This is a genomic window from Rouxiella aceris (assembly GCF_012933545.1).
GTDB lineage: Bacteria > Pseudomonadota > Gammaproteobacteria > Enterobacterales > Enterobacteriaceae > Rouxiella > Rouxiella aceris.
In genome coordinates this window covers 45,830-65,375 of sequence record NZ_JAADJU010000010.1, presented here as the reverse complement: position 1 = coordinate 65,375, position 19,546 = coordinate 45,830, and the positions used below count along the sequence as shown (strand labels likewise).

Below are 19,546 nucleotides of genomic sequence, written 5' to 3'. Positions count from 1 at the left end.
GAGTGATAGCCAGGCTAAAATATTAAAAAAATTAATGTTTAAATAATAAAAAAACCCGCCATTTGGCGGGTTTTTTCAGTCAGAGGAGAGACTGATTATTTTTTGCTTTTTTTGATACCAGGCGCTTTGGCTGCGGCAGCAACTTTGGTCACTGCTTCATCCTGCTCTTCTACGACAGTCAGCGGTAATTCTTCGCTGTATTTATTACCGTAGTAGGTATCCATCAGAATCTGTTTCAATTCTGCAATCAGCGGATAACGTGGGTTAGCACCGGTACATTGGTCATCAAACGCATCTTCTGACAGTTTGTCGACTTTCGCCAGGAAGTCAGCTTCCTGAACGCCTGCTTCGCGAATTGAAGCCGGGATACCAAGGTCAGCCTTGATTTCGTCTAACCATGCCAGCAGTTTTTCAATTTTCTGCGCGGTACGGTCACCGACTGCACTCAGGCCAAGGTGGTCAGCAATTTCTGCATAACGACGACGTGCCTGTGGACGGTCATACTGGCTGAATGCGGTTTGCTTGGTTGGGTTGTCATTCGCGTTATAGCGGATAACGTTGGAGATCAACATTGCATTGGCCAGGCCATGTGGAATGTGGAACTCTGAACCCAATTTGTGCGCCATTGAGTGACAGACACCCAGGAAGGCGTTGGCAAAAGCGATACCAGCGATAGTTGCTGCATTGTGCACACGTTCACGTGCTACCGGGTTTTTAGAACCTTCGTGGTAGCTTGCTGGCAGGAATTCTTTCAGCAGTTTCAGTGCTTGCAATGCCTGACCATCAGAGAATTCATTGGCCAGTACAGAAACGTAAGCTTCCAGCGCATGGGTCACTGCATCCAGACCACCGAAGGCACACAGTGATTTAGGCATGCTCATAACCAAGTTGGCATCGACAATCGCCATATCCGGAGTTAATGCATAGTCTGCCAACGGATATTTCTGGCCAGTCGCATCGTCGGTAACAACGGCGAATGGGGTGACTTCTGAACCTGTACCTGAAGTGGTGGTGATGGCGATCATCTTCGCTTTCACGCCCATTTTCGGGAACTTGTAGATACGTTTACGGATGTCCATAAAGCGCAATGCCAGGTCTTCGAAGTGAGTTTCTGGATGTTCGTACAGAACCCACATGATTTTGGCAGCATCCATCGGTGAACCACCACCCAGCGCGATAACAACGTCTGGTTTGAAGGAGTTCATCTGCGCAGCACCCTTACGCACGATTGTCAGCGTAGGGTCAGCTTCAACTTCAAAGAACACTTCTGTTTCAATACCGTGGCTTTTCAGAACGCTGGTGATCTGGTCAGCATAACCGTTGTTGAACAGGTAACGGTCGGTCACGATGAAGGCGCGTTTTGCACCGTCAGTTGCCACTTCTTCAAGCGCAATCGGCAGTGAACCGCGACGGAAGTAGATTGATTTTGGAAGTTTATGCCACAACATGTTTTCTGCTCGCTTCGCTACAGTTTTCTTGTTGATCAAGTGTTTTGGACCGACGTTTTCAGAGATGGAGTTACCACCCCATGAACCGCAACCCAGCGTCAGAGAAGGGGCAAGTTTAAAGTTGTACAGGTCACCGATACCACCCTGTGAAGCCGGGGTGTTGATCAGAATACGTGCGGTCTTCATTTTGTCGCCGAAGTAACGTACGCGTTCTGGTTGGTTGTCCTGGTCGGTATAAAGGCAAGAGGTATGACCGATACCACCCATGGTAACCAGTTTTTCTGCTTTATCGACAGCGTCTTCGAAATCTTTGGCACGATACATGGCCAGCGTTGGTGACAGTTTTTCATGAGCGAATGGTTCAGATTCGTCAACTTTGGTCACTTCGCCGATCAGTACTTTGGTAGTCGCAGGAACGGTAATGCCAGCCATTTCGGCAATTTTGGTCGCCGGTTGACCAACGATATCGGCATTCAGCCCACCGTTTTTCAGGATAATGTCCTGAACTGCTTTCAATTCTTTACCTGCCAGCAGGTAGCCGCCGTGAGATTTGAAACGTGCTCTTACCGCTTCATAGGCAGAGTCAACGACAATCACAGACTGCTCAGAAGCACAGATTACGCCGTTATCGAAGGTTTTTGACATCAGGATAGATGCAACAACACGTTTGATATCAGCAGTTTCATCTACAACAACCGGTGTATTACCCGCACCAACGCCGATAGCTGGTTTACCAGAGCTGTATGCAGCTTTAACCATGCCTGGACCACCGGTCGCAAGGATCAGGTTAAGGTCTGGATGGTGCATCAGTTCGTTGGACAAAGGTACGCTTGGCGCGTCAATCCAGCCGATAATATCTTTAGGTGCGCCAGCTTTGATGGCAGCCTGCAGCACGATATTTGCAGCGGCGATAGTTGCTTTGGCAGCACGTGGGTGTGGAGAGAAGATAATACCGTTACGCGTTTTCAGAGAAATCAATGCTTTGAAAATCGCAGTAGAGGTTGGGTTGGTAGTTGGTACGATGCCGCAAATAATGCCGATAGGTTCAGCGATGGTGATGGTGCCGTAGGTTTCGTCTTCAGCAACGACGCCACAGGTTTTCTCATCTTTATATGCGTTGAAAATATACTCAGAAGCGAAGTGGTTTTTGATCACTTTATCTTCCACAATACCCATACCAGATTCTTCAACGGCAAGTTTTGCCAGAGGAATACGGGCATCGGCAGCAGCCAGAGCGGCAGCGCGGAAAATTTTATCGACCTGTTCTTGTGTGAACTCTGCATACTCACGCTGTGCTTTTTTTACACGAGCAACAAGCTCGTTGAGTTCAGCGACGTTTGTTACAGCCATAATGTTCTCCTGGATAATGTTAAACTTTTTTAGAAAATAGCAGGGCCAGTGACCTAGTATAGCCGGGGCAGGTAAACCTGCCGTAACAAATAAAATCGACTATTATTCAATTGGTTATCTGGTTCTTTTCTTTATTTTCTCAAAAAGCTTTCTTAACTTACCAACACCACAGGACATAACTTGCTAATTTCAGAAGGGATTCAACTTTAACTTTGTTGTACCGCATCTGTGTATCTTTGCTATGAAAGAAGCTTACCTATTAATGGGGAGGCCAAATATGATCTGGATCATAAAACACCTTAATGCTGACACCATTCAGCCCTTAACTTGTTAATTTTTATAATTTAATTTTTCCAAAATGTAAAGAAATTTTGTACATCATGGGTCGTCAGGTTTAATTTGTTCCTTTAGTAGTTTTAATAACTGCTTTATTGGAAAAAGCTGGTGATACGTGCTGAACAACTTCGTAGCTTACGGACACTAATTCCAGTACATTAGCGCCCACAAATCACTTCTATCGCACTACTTATGCGGAGTTCTGCGTGAGCCAGACACTTTTGGATTTTTCAGGTTATATCAAGTTTTTCGTAGGCTTATTTGCTTTGGTTAACCCCATCGGCATCCTGCCGGTATTTATCAGCATGACCAGCTACCAGGCTGCAGCGGGTCGCGACAAGATTAATATGACCGCCAATCTGTCGGTGGCCATTATCCTGTGTACTTCGCTGTTTCTAGGGGATGCTATTCTTCATATCTTTGGCATTTCTATCGATTCATTCCGTATTGCCGGCGGAATACTGGTGGTGACCATTGCCATGTCGATGATTAGCGGCAAGCTCGGCGAAGATAAACAGAACAAACAGGAAAAATCAGAAACAGCGATCCGTGAAAACGTTGGCGTCGTGCCGCTGGCATTGCCGCTGATGGCCGGACCCGGTGCCATCAGTTCCACCATTGTGTGGAGCTCAAAGTATCATGGCTGGGAAAACTTGCTCGGTTTTACGGTGGCTATCGCCTTCTTCTCTTTTTGCTGCTGGATACTGTTTCGTGCGGCACCATTAGTGATGAAATTACTCGGGCAAACCGGTATTAACGTCATTACCCGTATTATGGGGCTGTTGCTGATGTCACTGGGGATCGAGTTTATTGTCACCGGTGTCAGGGCTGCTTTCCCCGGCCTGCTTTAAGAAGTTGCAAACTTGGCTCAGGTGAAAAGAGCGCGTCTTTTTGCCTGAGTATTACCTTCTCTTATATTGTCTCGCCTTATAATAGTGCATCTAATGTGCCGTTAATGTGCCATTGCACCGCTTTGTAGCATAAAGTCGCCTTCTGCTGACTATTTCCATTCAAGCATCTATTTATCCCGCTTTTCCTCCCTGTTTTTGTCACTTTTACTGTCTTTTATTGCCCGTTTTGACGTTATATTAATCACATCATTCTGTAGGGCTTGTACATGGAGTATCGAGATGTTATTAGTGTTTACCGGGCACTTAACAGGGGTTTATTCTTAAAAGTAAACGAATGTTAATGTAATGTATTTGCTTTGTTTTTAAGCAAGAAAATGACTTATTTTTTGCCTGGAATTTACAGAAAGTCAATTAAAACAATGTGTTGTAAGTTTTTTTAGGCTGGATGCCTATTTTCCCCTTAGTGGTTAGCGGGTAATAAAAGCGGATGGCTTAACATTTCAGTAAAATTTATTGGCGCGCGTTACAGGCTTCTGATAATTTTCAGACGGTCGCTAAACGAAAATATATTTCGCCGCATCCATAGAACGAGGATGGTTCTTGCCAGGTTTTTTGCGTGAGAGAAAGCACCTGGTGCAGCCATTTTTATTTTTCGGGAAAGCGGGAGAGTAAACAATCTGCATGCCACTAACGCTTTGCTGCCCGCTGAAAGGGCTATTCCTCAGTGGCGTTGCTGGTTGGAATAAATCATAATTTTTGTCCATATAATCAGTAGGTTTACTTATTTAATGTGCTGCTGAATCTACCGCTGTCCGCCAACTTTTTTATCGGGAGTTGCGGTGCCTATGCACATTTTCAGCATTAAAATGTGCATAAAAGCGATAGTCAGCCACTATTTATCGAGGTATTGATCGCTGTATTTGGCGATGGCATTCACTATTAATTGGGTGATCCCGTAGGACAGATGTCAACTTGGTTAACCTGTTTAACCGCCTGACTTTTTTATCCTGGTGAATGTCGCAACAGGCAGTAACAGGGGAGGGTCAACCGTTGTGGATTGACCGACTACTTGTCGTTTTTGCGTGGGCAATTCGTTCCTGTCCGCAATAAAACCAGACCCAAATGATTTCAAGGTGCAGCAAAGGGTGATACCGACCACTCTCGACGGACGTAGACAGTGAAGTCCAAGAGGTAAGTTCAGTATCCCATCGGCCTGTGGTTTGGAAGATGAAGGGGATAACCCGAAAGGGGTTAGCTTGCGCCTGACGCGCAGGTAAATAATAACAATCGGAGTTGATAGTAATGACCAACATCACAAAAAAACACCTTCTTGCTGCCGGTATCCTGGTTGCTTTAGGTGCGGTAACATCCGTAAGCAGCTTTGCCGCTGCCGTTCCTGCTGGCGTTGAACTGGCGGCCAAACAAGAGTTGGTGCGTAATAACGGCTCGGAAGTACAGTCACTTGACCCGCATAAAGTGGAAGGGGTTCCGGAATCCAACGTGATCCGTGACCTGCTGGAAGGCCTGGTAAATACCTCACCGAAAGATGGTAGCGTTATTCCTGGTGTGGCACTGAGCTGGGAAAACAAAGACTTTAAAGTCTGGACCTTCCATCTGCGTCCAGATGCCAAATGGTCCAATGGCCAACCGGTTACCGCCGCTGATTTCGTTTATAGCTGGCAGCGCCTGGCAGATCCTAAAACCGGGTCTCCTTATGAAAGCTACCTGCAATACGGCCACATTGTAAATATCGACGATATTATCGCCGGTAAGAAAAGCCCGGACACCCTTGGTGTGAAAGCTATTGATGACCACACTCTGGAAGTCACCATGAGCGAACCGGTGCCTTATTTCGTTAAAATGCTGTCCCATACCGCCATGAAGCCGGTATATAAGCCAGCCGTAGAGAAGTTCGGTGACAAATGGACCCAGCCTGAGAACTATGTCAGCAACGGGGCCTTTAAACTGAAAACCTGGACAGTAAACGAACGTATTGTCCTGGAACGTAATCCTCAGTACTGGGATAACGCCAAGACCGTGCTGACTCAGGTTACCTTCCTGCCAATTTCTTCCGAAGTTTCTGACGTTAACCGCTACCGCAGCGGTGAAATCGACATGACCTACAACAATATGCCGATTGAACTCTTCCAGAAACTGAAATCCGATATTCCGAAAGAAGTCCACGTTGACCCATACCTGTGTACTTACTATTACGAAATCAACAACCAGAAAGCGCCATTTACCGATAACCGCGTACGTACTGCCCTGAAACTGGGTCTGGACCGCGATATTATCGTTAATAAAGTCAAAGCCCAAGGCGATCTGCCGGCTTATGGCTTTACTCCTCCGTACACCGATGGTACTGGCGGCAAACTGACGGCACCTGCCTGGTTTAAAGAAACCCAGGAACAGCGTAATGCCGAAGGCAGAAAACTGCTGGCCGAAGCGGGCTATACCGCTGACAAGCCACTGACCTTCAGCCTGTTGTATAACTCTTCCGACCTGCATAAGAAACTGGCTATTGCCGCCGCTGCCATCTGGAAGAAAAACCTGGGTGTCGAAGTGAAACTCGAAAACCAGGAATGGAAAACCTTCCTTGAAACTCGCCATCAGGGCAACTTTGATGTGTCGCGTGCCGGCTGGTGTTCTGACTACAACGAACCGACGTCATTCCTTAACATCATGCTGTCAAACAGCAGCAACAACACCGCGCACTATAAGAGCCCGGCGTTTGACAAGCTGATTGCCGATGCATTGCAAGTTAAAACCGATGCAGAACGTGCTGCGTTTTACCAACAGGCTGAACAGCAGTTGGATAAAGACTCGGCTATCGTCCCGGTTTATTACTATGTTAACGCCCGTCTGGTGAAACAGTACGTGGGTGGATACACCGGTAAAGATCCGCAGGATAACGTGTTCGATAAAGATCTGTATATTATCAAGCACTAATACTGTTAAAAAGCAGGGCTTGCGCGAGCGGCCCTGCTTTTATTTATGCCGCGATCTTTTGCAAGCAATGTATGTTCAGGGTTGAGTTATCAGCCACCGTGTCGGTGTGAAAAGCAATGATTTTCAGATCCTGACACGATTAAAGCCAAAACTATCAAGCTGTAATGACAGGCTGAGAAAACAGGTACGGGCAATGTTAAAGTTTATTTTACGCCGCTGTCTGGAAGCGATTCCGACGCTTTTCATTCTTATCACCATCTCGTTTTTTATGATGCGTCTCGCCCCCGGTAGCCCATTTACCGGCGAGCGTAATCTTCCTCCAGAAGTCATGGCCAACATTGAGGCGAAATATCATCTCAATGATCCCATGTATAAACAGTACTTTCATTACCTGGAACAGCTGGCCAAAGGCGATTTTGGTCCATCGTTCAAATATAAAGATTATAGCGTCAATGATCTGGTCGCCACCTCCTTTCCGGTATCGGCAAAGTTGGGATTGGCCGCCTTTTTGTTGGCGATTGTTCTGGGGGTAACGGCGGGGGTGATCGCCGCGCTTAATCAGAACTCCAGATGGGACTATACGGTAATGGGCATTGCCATGACCGGGGTGGTGATACCCAGCTTTGTTGTCGCACCTCTGCTGGTACTGATTTTCTCCATTCTGTTGAAATGGTTACCCGGCGGTGGCTGGCACGGCGGTGGCCTCAAATATATGGTGCTGCCGATGGTGGCGCTCTCGCTGGCTTATATCGCCAGTATTGCGCGTATCACTCGTGGCTCGATGATTGAAGTGCTGCATTCCAACTTTATTCGTACCGCGCGTGCCAAGGGTTTGCCGCTGCGTAGCATTATTCTGCGTCATGCGCTGAAACCGGCTTTATTACCGGTGATCTCCTATATGGGGCCCGCTTTCGTGGGGATCATTACCGGTTCAATGGTGATCGAGAGCATTTATGGATTACCGGGAATTGGCCAGCTGTTTGTTAACGGCGCATTGAACCGTGACTATTCGCTGGTGCTTAGCCTGACCATACTGGTCGGTGCCTTGACTATCCTGTTTAACGCGATCGTCGACGTGCTCTACGCCGTTATTGATCCAAAAATTCGTTATTAATGCTGGAGCACGCCAAAGATGTTAACTAAGAAAAACAGCGCAGCTCTGGAAAGCTTTACCGAGCAGCTTGAGATAGAAGGGCGCAGCCTGTGGCAAGATGCTCGCCGACGCTTTATCCATAACCGTGCGGCGATCATCAGTCTGATTATTCTGGCGTTGATTGCGCTTTTCGTTACTTTCGCTCCGATGCTGGCGCAGTTTCGTTATGACGACACCGACTGGAATATGATGTCTGCCGCACCGGATCTCGCTTCCGGACACTATTTCGGCACCGACTCATCGGGCCGTGATCTGCTGGTTCGCGTCGCCATTGGTGGCCGCATCTCATTGATGGTGGGTGTCTCTGCCGCCTTTGTGGCGGTGATCCTCGGCACACTATATGGTTCACTCTCCGGCTATCTGGGCGGGAAAACCGACTCGGCAATGATGCGTTTGCTGGAAATCCTCAACTCTTTTCCGTTTATGTTCTTTGTGATCCTGCTGGTCACCTTCTTTGGACAGAATATCTTCCTGATTTTTGTCGCCATCGGCATGGTTTCCTGGCTGGATATGGCGCGTATTGTCCGCGGTCAGACCCTTAGCCTGAAACGTAAAGAGTTTATTGAAGCGGCGCTGGTCAGCGGAGTGTCGACCCGCAATATCGTGCTGCGCCATATCGTGCCTAATGTGTTGGGGGTGGTAGTGGTATATGCCTCGCTGCTGGTGCCAAGCATGATCCTGTTTGAATCTTTCCTCAGCTTTCTGGGATTGGGTACGCAAGAACCCTTAAGTAGTTGGGGGGCACTGCTTAGCGACGGCGCCAACTCAATGGAAGTTTCTCCCTGGTTACTGATGTTCCCGGCAGGTTTCCTGGTGGTAACGCTGTTTTGTTTCAACTTTATCGGCGACGGGCTGCGTGATGCGCTCGATCCGAAAGATCGTTAAGGAGTGTCATATGAGCACCATTAAAACGGACAATAGCACTCCTGCTGCGCCTATTTTGCTTGACGTCAAAGACCTGCGGGTCACCTTTGAGACGCCCGATGGCGATGTCACGGCGGTCAATGATTTGAATTTTGACCTGCGCGCGGGTGAAACCCTGGGTATCGTTGGCGAATCAGGTTCGGGCAAATCACAAACCGCCTTTGCGTTAATGGGCCTGTTGGCCAGCAACGGACGGATTGGTGGCTCGGCAAAATTTAACGGCAGTGAGATCCTCAACCTGCCGCAAAAGCAGCTGAATAAACTGCGCGCCGAGCAGATTTCGATGATCTTCCAGGACCCGATGACCTCGCTGAACCCTTATATGAAAGTCGGTGAGCAGCTGATGGAAGTGCTGATGCTGCACAAGCATATGAGCCGTTCCGAGGCGTTTGACGGATCGGTGCGCATGCTGGACGCGGTTAAAATGCCGGAAGCACGCAAGCGCATGAAAATGTACCCGCATGAGTTTTCAGGTGGCATGCGCCAGCGTGTGATGATTGCCATGGCGCTGTTGTGTAGCCCTAAATTGCTGATCGCCGATGAACCGACCACCGCTTTGGATGTGACCGTCCAGGCGCAGATCATGACTCTGCTTAACGAGCTTAAAGCCGAGTTCAATACTGCCATTATTATGATCACCCATGACCTGGGCGTAGTGGCAGGGATTTGTGACAAGGTGCTGGTGATGTATGCCGGACGCACCATGGAATACGGCCAGGCGCGCGATGTGTTTTATCAGCCAAGCCATCCTTATTCTATCGGGCTGCTGAACGCCGTACCGCGTCTGGATGCCGAAGGTGGCGCGTTATTGACTATTCCGGGAAATCCACCCAACTTGCTGCGTTTACCCAAAGGCTGTCCTTTCCAACCTCGTTGTCCGTTTGCCATGGAAATTTGTGCCACAGCGCCACCGCTGGAGCGCTTTGGTGATGGCCGCCTGCGCGCCTGCTTCAAGCCTGTGGAGGAGTTAGTATGAGTGAAGTGATTGAGGTAATACCTCCAGCGCCTGAAAAGAAAGTGTTGCTCGAAATTGCCGATTTGAAAGTGCACTTTAATATCAAAGATGGCAAACAGTGGTTTTGGCAGCCGTCCAAAACGCTGAAAGCGGTAGACGGTGTCACCCTGCGCCTGTATGAAGGGGAAACCCTGGGCGTCGTTGGCGAGTCCGGATGCGGGAAATCCACCTTTGCCCGTGCCATTATTGGCCTGGTGAAAGCCACCGACGGGCGTGTTGCCTGGCTGGGCAAAGACCTGCTGAATATGTCCGATGGCGAGTGGCGCAAGACGCGCAGCGATATTCAGATGATTTTCCAGGATCCGCTGGCGTCATTAAACCCGCGTATGACCATCGGTGAAATTATTGCCGAGCCGTTACGTACCTATAATCCTAAAATGCCCAAGCTGCAGGTCAAGGAGAAGGTCAAGGCGATGATGTTAAAGGTCGGGCTGCTGCCTAACCTGATCAACCGTTATCCCCACGAATTTTCCGGTGGCCAGTGCCAGCGTATTGGTATTGCCCGCGCGCTGATCCTCGAACCCAAGCTGGTGATCTGTGATGAACCGGTGTCGGCGCTGGATGTGTCGATTCAGGCGCAGGTGGTCAATTTGCTGCAGCAACTGCAACGGGAAATGGGCCTGTCGCTGATTTTTATTGCCCACGATCTGGCGGTGGTCAAGCATATCTCCGACCGTGTGCTGGTCATGTATCTCGGGCATTCAGTGGAATTGGGCACTTATGACGAGGTGTACAATAATCCGCTACACCCTTATACCCGGGCGTTGATGTCAGCGGTGCCGGTGCCGGATCCGGATAAAGAGCGCAACAAGACCATCCAATTGCTGGAAGGGGAGTTGCCCTCGCCGATTAACCCGCCATCAGGCTGCGTGTTCCGTACGCGTTGCCCGATTGCCGGGCCGGAATGTGCCCAAACGCGGCCATTACTGGAAGGCAGTTTCCGCCACGCGGTATCCTGCCTGAAAGTCGATCCGCTGTAAGTGCGTGGCTGCTGACGTGATGTCATAAAAAACCCCGCAAGTGTTAATGCGGGGTCAGACTGCTGACAAAGTCCATTATTAGGGAGAGTGCACCGTTGGGGTCGTAGCGGGCTTGCCCGCCGGAGCGCCCCTAGGTGTGCTATGCCCGGGTATCTCGCTCATCAAGACGACTTTGCCATCAAACTCACCCCGCAAGTGTTAATGCGGGGTTTTTTTATCACTGGCAGTCAACTCACTGCTTATTCTTTCCACAGGATATGGCACAGCTTGTGATCTTTTTCACGACACAGCAATACGCGCGCAAAAACGTCATTGATCGGCTCGCCGTCGGCGTCTGCCAGGCCAATGACCACTTCGGCAAAAAAGTCGGGATTCAGATCGAAATCCACATGCTCAACCCAGTCTTCTGCCGGATCGTATAGCTCGGCGCCGCCACGCTCTTCAAATTGCAGATTAAAGATCAGGATATCCGCAGGATCCAGATTATCTCCCGCCAGTTCGAGGAAGATATCGTAGGCTTGTTCAAGGGTTTCGTCTTCTGTCAGGCGATTATTCAGATCCATAGTCATCTCGTTTAATAGTTTTTGGTGCGATAAGCAAAAAGGCGGCGTGGGATTATATAAACACGCCCGGCACTTACGACATAGCCTATTAAAACACTCTCGCCGCGGCTTTTACAGTAACGGACTGAAAAAGTAAAAAAGACGTTCGACGATACGATGCCAAAATGGCCGTTTAAGCCAGACTTTGGTATCAAGCAGATGCGAGCGGGCAAGATAGTCTTCTTGTACCACCGCCAGATCGCTGCCGAAACCGGCGTCGTCAATCACCAGGGTGATTTCAAAATTGAGCCACAGACTGCGCATATCCAGATTAACCGTACCGACCAGGCTAAGCTGACCATCCACCAAAATACTTTTGGTGTGCAGCAGACCGCCTTCGAACTGGTAAATTTTCACCCCGGCTTCCAGCAGCTCATTGTAGAAAGCGCGACTGGCCCAGCCGACCATCATCGAATCATTTTTCAACGGCATAATGATACTGACATCGACGCCGCGCTGAGCCGCAGTGCAAATGGCATGCAACAAGTCATCGCTGGGCACGAAGTAGGGGGTGGTCATCACCAACTGTTCCCGCGCAGAATAGGAGGCGGTCAGCAGTGCCTGATGGATCATATCTTCAGGGAAACCGGGACCGGAGGCAATCACCTGGATAGTATGACCGCTTTCCTGCTCAAAGGGCATTTGGTTGACTTCCGGCTCTGGCGGCAGAATACGCTTGCCGGTTTCGATCTCCCAGTCACAGGAGTAGACAATGCCCATGGTGGTGGCCACCGGTCCTTCCATACGGGCCATAAGATCCACCCACTGACCGACACCGGCATCCTGTTTAAACAGCGCCGGATCGACCATATTCATGCTGCCGGTATAGGCGACAAAGTTATCGATCAGTACCACCTTGCGGTGCTGACGCAGGTCCATACGGCGCAGGAACACGCGGAACAGATTAACTTTTAGCGCCTCGACCACTTCAATACCGGCATTACGCATCATCGATGGATAGGGACTGCGAAAAAACTGCAGACTACCGGCTGAGTCAAGCATCAGACGGCAGTGAACGCCGCGGCGCGAAGCGGCCATCAGCGATTCGGCAACCTGGTCCACCAGACCGCCGGGTTGCCAGATATAGAACACCATCTCGATATTATGACGGGCCAGTTCAATATCGCGCATGATCGATTTCAGTGTGTCGTCGCTGGTCGTCAGTAGCTGCAACTGATTGCCTTTTACTCCGGCAATCCCCTGGCGACGTTCGCACAACTGGAACAGCGATTTGGCAATCTCACTGTTTTCGGTGGCGAAAATGCGATGGCAGCCCTTGAGTTCATTGAGCCAGCGTGCCGTAGAAGGCCACATCGCCTTGGCGCGTTCGGCGCGCCTTTTACCCAAATGCAGCTCACCAAAGGAGAGATAGGCAATAATCCCCACCAAAGGGATGATATAGATAACCAGTAACCAGGCCATGGCAGAAGGTACGGCGCGGCGTTTCATCAAAATGCGCAAGGTTACACCAGCAATCAGTAACCAATAGCCAAAGATGAGAAACCAACTGATTAACGTGTAAAATGTTGTCATAGGGGCGAAAAATCCTGTTCGCGAGCAATCCGGTGAGTTTTCTCAGGGCAGCAGAAGGTAAAGCCCTGCCAACCCTTCATCGTTCAAGTTGCCGTCGCCCTGGCGGCATTCACTTTGCTGTGCAAAGTGTCGGGCGGCGTGGTCTGGCTGACTTCCCGCAGCAAGGACTTGCGTGGTATAACCAATTTTACGCTATTTTTCAATCAGCTAGCTCTTAATGAATTGTCTGTAAAGGTAAATTTTCTCTCTGACCTGTCATTAAGCGTAGCTATAACTCTCAATAACAGACATAGGATCATCAGGTTATCAGTGCAAACTCTGCATATTGCCAACTTTTGGGTATATAATGTCGGCCTTGTTTAAACAGAGAACCCTTTTCAGGAAGATTTGTTGTATGAAACATAGCAGGAATGAAGTTGGCCGCTGGCGCATGCTGCGTCAGGCTCAAAGGCGCAAGAGCCGCTGGCTGGAAGGCCAGTCTCGACGTTACCGCCATATATACCGTATTCGAGAGATCCATTCTCTGCAACATCAACGTCTTTGTTTATACTCGGTAATCAACGAATGGTGGTAATACCTGGACTGGGCGCTTGATGCGCCTTTTTTACGTTGATATCAAACCACTTTAGCGGTTGTCTTCGTTCTTGCGAAAAAGCGCGCCGCATTTAGGACACACCAGGGTAGCGTTTTTACGCACCTTGCTGCTGATCTGCTCAGTCGTTGCCTGACATTGCGGACAAACGACCTTGGTGGTTTGACTGGTCAAAAACTTCAATCCGTCGAAGAATGACATAGTGGTAACCTCTGTGTTGGGGTAACCAGTCTACCACGTAAGCCTGAAGTTAGCTTGAGCTGTTAATTGTCTCCATTATGCCACCTGGGTGACAAATTAACCCCGGCCGGACGAGACGGCTTGCTGACATCTCGTCCGACACGCTGTGGTCAGATGGTTTTTTTAAAAGGTTTAACGGTAACTTTTTGATAAACCCCGGCCAGCATATAAGGATCGACATCGGCCCAGCGGGTGGCTTCTGCCAGACTTTCGAACTCGGCAATCACCAGCGAACCGGTCATACCGGCATCACCGGGTTCTTCGCTGTCAATGGCTGGAAACGGTCCTGCGAGCAGCACGCGCCCTTGTTCTTTCAAGGCTTGCAGGCGTTCAATATGGGCAGGACGAGCCTGGCGTCTTTTTTCCAATGAGTTCGGAATATCTTCTGAATAGATAACGTAAAGCATGGTTCACCTTGTTAATGGTTGTCAAAATAGCTAATCAGACCCAGCAATAGCGTCCAGTCACGTGCAATTATTTACCATATCGGAAGCCTGAGCTAAGGGAAAGTGTCCTGAATCAATCAAAAGTGCAGTATTTGAGAATAGTTTTCATCTGATTGTTGAATATGATTGCTATTTGCATTTAAACTTGATGGTTCACGGAGAATTGAAACACTATGCAGCCAAGAACGATGCCGTTAACCAATGCTATGCCGTTAAACAAATATTCTTTCATTCGCAAAGTCACCTTGCCCGCCATGGTATCTGTCGGCATCCATGGTGCCGTTATTGCGGCGTTACTCTATGTCACCATTACCGATGTGACTGAAACGCCCAGACAACAACAGCAGGTGATGAGCGTCACTATGGTTAATCCAGCGACCTTTGCTCCGCCACCACCTCCGCAGCCTGTCGTACAACCCCAGCCGGAACCTGAGCCAGAAATCAAACCTGAGCCTGTGCCAGAGCCGGTGGCTGTACCTTTGCCTGAACCCAAACCGCTGCCCAAGCCAAAGCCGAAACCGGAGAAAAAACCGGTTGAGAAACCCAAACTGCAGCCGCAGCCGAAACTGTTTGAAAAAACTCAGGATGTCACCAAAGCCGAGACTTCACCATTAAGTTCACAAAAAGCACCGCTGGCACCGGCGCCAAAACCTGAGGCACAAACCGCAGGCAGCAGCAGTGGGCCACGCCCGCTTGATCGCGACAAACCACAATATCCGGCCCGCGCGTTTGCGCTGCGTATTGAAGGGCGCGTTAAGGTACAGTTTGATGTGAATAGTGATGGCAGTGTAGATAACGTCAGAATTTTGTCCGCAGAGCCGCGCAATATGTTTGAGCGTGAGGTGAAAACGGCAATGCGTAAATGGCGCTATGAACCTAAAGAAGCCAAAAATCTGACAGTGACATTGGTGTTTAAAATTAACGGCGGCGGTGGCGTCGAAGAGTAATAAAAATCAGGTTCAAAGCACACCACAACTGAGGAAAACCTCAAGCTTTGGCAACGAGCATTTATTCGCGGTCACTCTGCCCGACCGCGAATACTCTCAGGCTGTTGCGCTCAGATTTTTATAACCTCGATCACTCGGCCAGCGAACTGCCGTCCTCGACGCTAAAATTACTGCGACCATCAGGCAGTTTACGAGATTTACCTGCGTCATCCACGGCGACATAGGTAAATACTGCCTCGGTGGCGATATAGCGCTGACCGATTGGCTCCGAGGAAACCTTCTTCACCCAGACTTCCACGTTAATGGTGATCGAGCTATTACCGGTCTTGATACAGCGCGCATAGCAGCAAACCACATCACCCACGGCAACCGGCTTAAGAAAAGTCATACCGTCAACGCGCACGGTGACTACGCGGCCTTTAGCGATTTCCTTTGCCTGAATTGCGCCTCCCATATCCATTTGTGACATCAACCAGCCGCCGAAGATATCGCCATTGGCATTAGTGTCTGCAGGCATGGCCAGGGTGCGTAACACCATTTCGCCATTGGGTAACTTATGTTTTTCGTTCATATCGATGGGCTTCACATTGAAAATCGAAATTCAGGCTCACATCCTGACAGTGGGTAGAAAGCGGATTAGCAGCCGTCTGACTACACCCTTTACCTGTTTGCGGAACATCCGTGAGCCTACGTCAGAATCAAGACTATTTTTTTTCTTCTTCCGGCATATGTCTAAAAATATAAATGCCGCTTAACAGCGTAAATAGCAGGGTCAGAACCGTCAGGCCGAAAACTTTAAAATTGACCCAGACATTTTCGGGTAACCAGAAAGCCACATAGATATTGGCCAGGCCACAAAGTAAAAAGAAGATGGCCCAGGCGATATTCAGTTTGCCCCAGACGCTTTCAGGCAGTGTCAGCTCCTTGCCCAGCATACGCTGAATCAAGGGTTTCTTTAAAACCAACTGACTAACCAGCAGGGCACCGGAGAACAACACGTAAATCACCGTGACTTTCCATTTAATAAACAGATTGTCATGGAAAACCAGGGTCAGGGTACCGAATATCGCCACCATAGCAAAGGTGACCAAGGTCATTTTTTCTACTTTGCGGTATTTGAGCCAGGTGAGGATCAATGCCACTGCAGTGGCGGCAATCAGTGCGCCTGAGGCAACGTAAATGTCGTAAAGCTTATAAAAAACAAAAAAAACAATCAGGGGAAGAAAATCAAGAAGCTGCTTCATACTTCATTCCATATTATTGATAAGCTCTGACTATACCGGATCCTGTCACTGGCTTCATCTGGCAAACTTTAGCCGCTGGTCTGGACGATGACAGGGAAAGGCGGAGACTGTTTAAGTCCGGTGGATTTACCAGGCATTTTATCAAACAAAGGGGCCTCACTGCGCCCCTTTATCTCTTCTCAACGATCAGCTGCGCAGTTTGCTATATAAACGGAACAGATAGATCAGCAAGTAAGCTGAAATCAGATTACTGACTGCGCTCAACACAATAGTGGCCACTTCAGGTCCGAGAAATTTCAGGTGACTTACCGCCAACAGCACCAGCATTTTGGCTGCCAGCCACAGCATGATGGCGGGAACGATCAGTCGCGTGTTGGCAAACGCCAGTTTGGCACTGAGTTTGATTGAGCGGAAGATGCCGACTTTTTCGCTGGCCGTAATGACCGGTGCGAGAGAAACGGCAATGGCAATCACGATACCAGGCACAATAAACAACGTCAGACCCAACTGCACCACGATAGTACACAGCAGCATCAATAGCAGCAGGCGGGGCAAAATGGGTGCCGCGCTGCCAATGGAGCGCAGTGCGCTGGTGCGCACACCCTGGGACACCTGCTGGATAAGCATCAGCATGCCGCCCACCAATAGTACATTGCCGATCAATGCAGAAAAGGTGGCCGCTGCAGAGACTTTTAACAGCACCATTTGTTGTTCCGGGGTCATCTGTTGGATGATTTGCTGAATACTCATCCCCGTGGTATCAGAAAGGGCATCGTTGCCGCTGCTAAGCAAGCTAATTTGATCGCTGCCCGGTGTAAAAGCATGATTAAGTATGACGGTAATAAATGCGGTCAACAGGGCTAGCAGCAAAATGCTGCCGAGTTGATTGCGCAAAAAATTGAAACTGTCACGGTACAACGAACTGGCCGTGATAGGCATGAAGGCTCCTTGGCAAAATCGAGTGGCGAAAGACTACTTTTTCGAATCGGGATTGTACCCTGTAATTGACTCGCTGACACGCCGCTAATCATCACAAGCTGTTTTCTGTTTAACTCATGCGGCGGGGTTGCCTTCTGGCGATGAGATTAGCGCTTTATAGCAGATTAATAAGTGGATTTTTAAGCAATAGATCAACAGACAATGGCTTTCGCCAATAATTCCCCTGGTATTTAAATAAATGAAAAACCGCTATTTTTGCGTAAAGAGACTTGATTGTTTTTTTTTGTAAATCTAGGATGCAGTCTGTTTAGTTATCTTAGCAGCGATTATGAAAATTCTATTAATTCGACGTGATAATATTGGTGACTTGATCCTCACTACGCCGCTTATTGCTACACTTGCCGGGCAAAAAAACACCAGCGTCGATTTGCTGGTCAATACCTATAATAAAGATGTGCTAGAGGGCAACCCGCATATTGGTAAAGTTCACCTCTATTGCAAATCACACCATCGTAAACCCGGGCAAACCCTGGTTGGCGTCTATCTGCAACGGTTAAAAACCATTTTGTCCATTCGTCTGGCGCGTTACGATGTGGCCATTGTTGGCAGCTCAGATAAACGTCCACTGCTATGGGCTAAACTGTCAGGTGCCAAACGCATCATTGCCATCGGCAACGAGTCTCCCGAGTGCGTTACCGACCAGGTGCTGCCACTCAAGAATGTGCACATCGTAGAATCGCTGAATGCACTTGCTACGCCGCTGGGGATCAATGAGACCCCCGGGCCGCTGGAACTCTATGTTTCCGAGCATGAAGTAGCGCAGATGGCCGCCAAATACCCGCTCAAAAAAGATCTGCCGGTCTACGGCCTGCAAATTAGCGCGCGTAAACCGAAGCAGCGCTGGCAAATCGATAAGTTTATCGAGTTGGCACATCGTCTTTGCGCCCGTGAAGCCTGCCAGCTGGTGTTGTTCTGGTCCCCGGGGGCTTCAGACAATCCGGAGCATCCCGGTGATGACCTTAATGCCCAACGCATTATCAGTGCTTGCGAAGATATCAACCTTACGGCAATCCCCACGCGCAGCATCCGTGAGCTGATGGCAGCGATGTCGCTCTGCGACCAGATTATTACCAGTGACGGCGGTGCCTTGCATATTGCCGCCGGCGTGCATAAGCCGGTGGTGGCACTGTTTGGCAATAGCGATGCCTGTTACTGGGGGCCATGGCAGGTTCCTTGTGCGGTCATTAAGGCCCCAGAGGAAAATGTTGGCCTGTTGGAGGTCGATGACGTTTGTCGCCAGTTTATCGAACTGCGCGAAAAAGTGCTGACCCCAGCGTAATAGTTCGCACCTGGCCTGCGCCATCAACAATGCCGGATCACTCCGGCATTGTTGTTTCTACCCCTCCTGTTTTGCCAGCGATATCAGCGGCGGCAAGCCGTAATGTGCGCGAGCACGATCGCAGGCTTCATTGCTGACACCGTCCAAACCTGATGGATCAAATTCCCGACAAGTACCAGGCCGGTTGAGATAAATAGAACAGCTTACCGACTTACCTATCTCACCTTCTAACGCCACGCAGCGCGGTACACGCGCGTTGGTTCCTTGCATACAGCTCAGAAAGGGCGTGACCTGCTCGGTCAACGCCAGCGGCACCTTGCCGCCAGCCTCTGCACATTCAGCCCAATAAAATGAAACGCGGAAAAAGGCGCAACAGGCGCCACAGGAGATACAGGGATTATCAATCTTGTTCATCTTGGATAGTGACCGTAAACGGAAAGAACAAACCAAAACCAACAGTGAGTAGGCAAAATACCCGTTTCATTTCTTCTCTGCAACGGATAGCTGTAGACGCCAAGAGCAGGGTAAAAGTGCCTTTTTTGATTTAGATCAATTCCTTTGTTTTTAGTTGGTTAGGTTGAATTTAACGAAGTGCATTTACATCAATTTTCATATAAAAATTTGATCTCACCACAACCAATTTTTTATCAAATGTGGC

General features: G+C 49.2%; 18 protein-coding genes. 9 read left to right on the top strand and 9 right to left on the bottom strand.

The window, feature by feature from the left end; translation table 11 throughout:
* Positions 1-95 precede the first annotated feature (95 nt).
* Positions 96-2,798 carry a bifunctional acetaldehyde-CoA/alcohol dehydrogenase gene (gene adhE / locus GW590_RS18005; RefSeq protein ID WP_169404465.1) on the bottom strand — a complete coding sequence of 901 codons (2,703 nt, stop codon included), beginning with the start codon at positions 2,796-2,798 and terminating at the stop codon, positions 96-98.
* A gap of 542 nt (positions 2,799-3,340) precedes the next feature.
* On the opposite strand from adhE, the gene GW590_RS18000 reads away from it, so the two are divergent.
* The 6 genes from GW590_RS18000 to oppF all read left to right on the top strand — a co-directional run bounded on the left by GW590_RS18000 (position 3,341) and on the right by oppF (position 11,006).
* The gene (locus GW590_RS18000; protein WP_169404464.1) at positions 3,341-3,985 is read left to right on the top strand and encodes a YchE family NAAT transporter; all 645 of its coding nucleotides are present in this window, start codon (positions 3,341-3,343) and stop codon (positions 3,983-3,985) included.
* A 1,302-nt stretch (positions 3,986-5,287) separates the two neighbouring features.
* Positions 5,288-6,934 (top strand): oligopeptide ABC transporter substrate-binding protein OppA, encoded by a 1,647-nt coding sequence (gene oppA / locus GW590_RS17995; protein WP_169404463.1) that lies wholly within the window; start codon positions 5,288-5,290, stop codon positions 6,932-6,934.
* A gap of 193 nt (positions 6,935-7,127) precedes the next feature.
* Positions 7,128-8,048, top strand: a complete 921-nt coding sequence (gene oppB / locus GW590_RS17990) for an oligopeptide ABC transporter permease OppB (RefSeq protein ID WP_169404462.1) — start codon at positions 7,128-7,130, stop codon at positions 8,046-8,048.
* An 18-nt stretch (positions 8,049-8,066) separates the two neighbouring features.
* Entirely contained in the window at positions 8,067-8,972 is a 906-nt protein-coding gene (gene oppC, locus GW590_RS17985) for an oligopeptide ABC transporter permease OppC (RefSeq protein WP_169404461.1), read from the top strand.
* A gap of 10 nt (positions 8,973-8,982) precedes the next feature.
* Positions 8,983-9,987: an ABC transporter ATP-binding protein gene (oppD, locus tag GW590_RS17980; protein WP_169404460.1), complete on the top strand. Its 1,005-nt coding sequence runs from the start codon at positions 8,983-8,985 to the stop codon at positions 9,985-9,987.
* Complete coding sequence (gene oppF / locus GW590_RS17975) at positions 9,984-11,006, top strand: murein tripeptide/oligopeptide ABC transporter ATP binding protein OppF (protein WP_169404459.1); 1,023 nt, start codon at positions 9,984-9,986, stop codon at positions 11,004-11,006. Before oppD ends, oppF begins: the two co-directional genes overlap by 4 nt.
* Before the next feature lie 239 nt (positions 11,007-11,245).
* Here the strand turns inward: oppF and GW590_RS17970 are convergent, their stop codons facing one another.
* Together GW590_RS17970 and cls are read right to left on the bottom strand one after the other, a co-directional pair.
* Positions 11,246-11,575 carry an HI1450 family dsDNA-mimic protein gene (locus GW590_RS17970; RefSeq protein ID WP_211186826.1) on the bottom strand — a complete coding sequence of 110 codons (330 nt, stop codon included), beginning with the start codon at positions 11,573-11,575 and terminating at the stop codon, positions 11,246-11,248.
* A gap of 105 nt (positions 11,576-11,680) precedes the next feature.
* Positions 11,681-13,141 carry a cardiolipin synthase gene (gene cls / locus GW590_RS17965; protein ID WP_169404458.1) on the bottom strand — a complete coding sequence of 487 codons (1,461 nt, stop codon included), beginning with the start codon at positions 13,139-13,141 and terminating at the stop codon, positions 11,681-11,683.
* Positions 13,142-13,535: 394 nt separating this feature from the next.
* Here cls and GW590_RS17960 point away from each other — a divergent pair, with 394 nt between their 5' ends.
* A complete protein-coding gene (locus GW590_RS17960) occupies positions 13,536-13,715 on the top strand; it encodes a YciY family protein (RefSeq protein WP_169404457.1) in 180 nt (59 codons plus the stop codon).
* Between the two features lie 51 nt (positions 13,716-13,766).
* On the opposite strand, the gene GW590_RS17955 is transcribed toward GW590_RS17960, so the two are convergent.
* Together GW590_RS17955 and GW590_RS17950 are read right to left on the bottom strand one after the other, a co-directional pair.
* Positions 13,767-13,934, bottom strand: a complete 168-nt coding sequence (locus GW590_RS17955) for a YnfU family zinc-binding protein (RefSeq protein WP_169404456.1) — start codon at positions 13,932-13,934, stop codon at positions 13,767-13,769.
* Between the two features lie 149 nt (positions 13,935-14,083).
* Entirely contained in the window at positions 14,084-14,380 is a 297-nt protein-coding gene (locus tag GW590_RS17950) for a YciI family protein (protein WP_169404455.1), read from the bottom strand.
* 245 nt (positions 14,381-14,625) lie between these two features.
* Between GW590_RS17950 and GW590_RS17945 the strand changes: the two genes are divergently transcribed.
* The gene (locus GW590_RS17945; RefSeq protein ID WP_169404598.1) at positions 14,626-15,366 is read left to right on the top strand and encodes an energy transducer TonB; all 741 of its coding nucleotides are present in this window, start codon (positions 14,626-14,628) and stop codon (positions 15,364-15,366) included.
* A 130-nt stretch (positions 15,367-15,496) separates the two neighbouring features.
* Here the strand turns inward: GW590_RS17945 and yciA are convergent, their stop codons facing one another.
* The 3 genes from yciA to GW590_RS17930 all read right to left on the bottom strand — a co-directional run bounded on the left by yciA (position 15,497) and on the right by GW590_RS17930 (position 17,549).
* Complete coding sequence (gene yciA, locus GW590_RS17940) at positions 15,497-15,937, bottom strand: acyl-CoA thioester hydrolase YciA (RefSeq protein WP_169404454.1); 441 nt, start codon at positions 15,935-15,937, stop codon at positions 15,497-15,499.
* A 133-nt stretch (positions 15,938-16,070) separates the two neighbouring features.
* The gene (locus GW590_RS17935; RefSeq protein WP_169404453.1) at positions 16,071-16,610 is read right to left on the bottom strand and encodes a septation protein A; all 540 of its coding nucleotides are present in this window, start codon (positions 16,608-16,610) and stop codon (positions 16,071-16,073) included.
* A gap of 186 nt (positions 16,611-16,796) precedes the next feature.
* Positions 16,797-17,549, bottom strand: coding sequence for a YciC family protein (locus GW590_RS17930; RefSeq protein ID WP_169404452.1), 753 nt, complete (start codon positions 17,547-17,549; stop codon positions 16,797-16,799).
* Between the two features lie 328 nt (positions 17,550-17,877).
* Here GW590_RS17930 and GW590_RS17925 point away from each other — a divergent pair, with 328 nt between their 5' ends.
* Positions 17,878-18,888: a glycosyltransferase family 9 protein gene (locus GW590_RS17925; protein WP_169404451.1), complete on the top strand. Its 1,011-nt coding sequence runs from the start codon at positions 17,878-17,880 to the stop codon at positions 18,886-18,888.
* A 57-nt stretch (positions 18,889-18,945) separates the two neighbouring features.
* On the opposite strand, the gene GW590_RS17920 is transcribed toward GW590_RS17925, so the two are convergent.
* On the bottom strand, positions 18,946-19,302 hold the full coding sequence (locus GW590_RS17920; protein WP_169404450.1) for a YkgJ family cysteine cluster protein: 357 nt from the start codon (positions 19,300-19,302) through the stop codon (positions 18,946-18,948).
* Positions 19,303-19,546 lie beyond the last annotated feature (244 nt).

Bases quoted from the DNA above. Each gene is read 5' to 3' on its own strand.
- cls (WP_169404458.1), bottom strand. From the start codon at position 13,141: ATGACAACATTTTACACGTTAATCAGTTGGTTTCTCATCTTTGGCTAT.
- GW590_RS17945 (WP_169404598.1), top strand. From the start codon at position 14,626: ATGCCGTTAAACAAATATTCTTTCATTCGCAAAGTCACCTTGCCCGCC.
- GW590_RS17955 (WP_169404456.1), bottom strand. From the start codon at position 13,934: ATGTCATTCTTCGACGGATTGAAGTTTTTGACCAGTCAAACCACCAAG.
- GW590_RS17950 (WP_169404455.1), bottom strand. From the start codon at position 14,380: ATGCTTTACGTTATCTATTCAGAAGATATTCCGAACTCATTGGAAAAA.
- adhE (WP_169404465.1), bottom strand. From the start codon at position 2,798: ATGGCTGTAACAAACGTCGCTGAACTCAACGAGCTTGTTGCTCGTGTA.
- oppB (WP_169404462.1), top strand. From the start codon at position 7,128: ATGTTAAAGTTTATTTTACGCCGCTGTCTGGAAGCGATTCCGACGCTT.
- GW590_RS17925 (WP_169404451.1), top strand. From the start codon at position 17,878: ATGAAAATTCTATTAATTCGACGTGATAATATTGGTGACTTGATCCTC.
- oppD (WP_169404460.1), top strand. From the start codon at position 8,983: ATGAGCACCATTAAAACGGACAATAGCACTCCTGCTGCGCCTATTTTG.
- oppC (WP_169404461.1), top strand. From the start codon at position 8,067: ATGTTAACTAAGAAAAACAGCGCAGCTCTGGAAAGCTTTACCGAGCAG.
- GW590_RS17970 (WP_211186826.1), bottom strand. From the start codon at position 11,575: ATGACTATGGATCTGAATAATCGCCTGACAGAAGACGAAACCCTTGAA.
- yciA (WP_169404454.1), bottom strand. From the start codon at position 15,937: ATGAACGAAAAACATAAGTTACCCAATGGCGAAATGGTGTTACGCACC.
- GW590_RS17960 (WP_169404457.1), top strand. From the start codon at position 13,536: ATGAAACATAGCAGGAATGAAGTTGGCCGCTGGCGCATGCTGCGTCAG.
- GW590_RS17920 (WP_169404450.1), bottom strand. From the start codon at position 19,302: ATGAACAAGATTGATAATCCCTGTATCTCCTGTGGCGCCTGTTGCGCC.
- oppF (WP_169404459.1), top strand. From the start codon at position 9,984: ATGAGTGAAGTGATTGAGGTAATACCTCCAGCGCCTGAAAAGAAAGTG.
- oppA (WP_169404463.1), top strand. From the start codon at position 5,288: ATGACCAACATCACAAAAAAACACCTTCTTGCTGCCGGTATCCTGGTT.
- GW590_RS17930 (WP_169404452.1), bottom strand. From the start codon at position 17,549: ATGCCTATCACGGCCAGTTCGTTGTACCGTGACAGTTTCAATTTTTTG.
- GW590_RS17935 (WP_169404453.1), bottom strand. From the start codon at position 16,610: ATGAAGCAGCTTCTTGATTTTCTTCCCCTGATTGTTTTTTTTGTTTTT.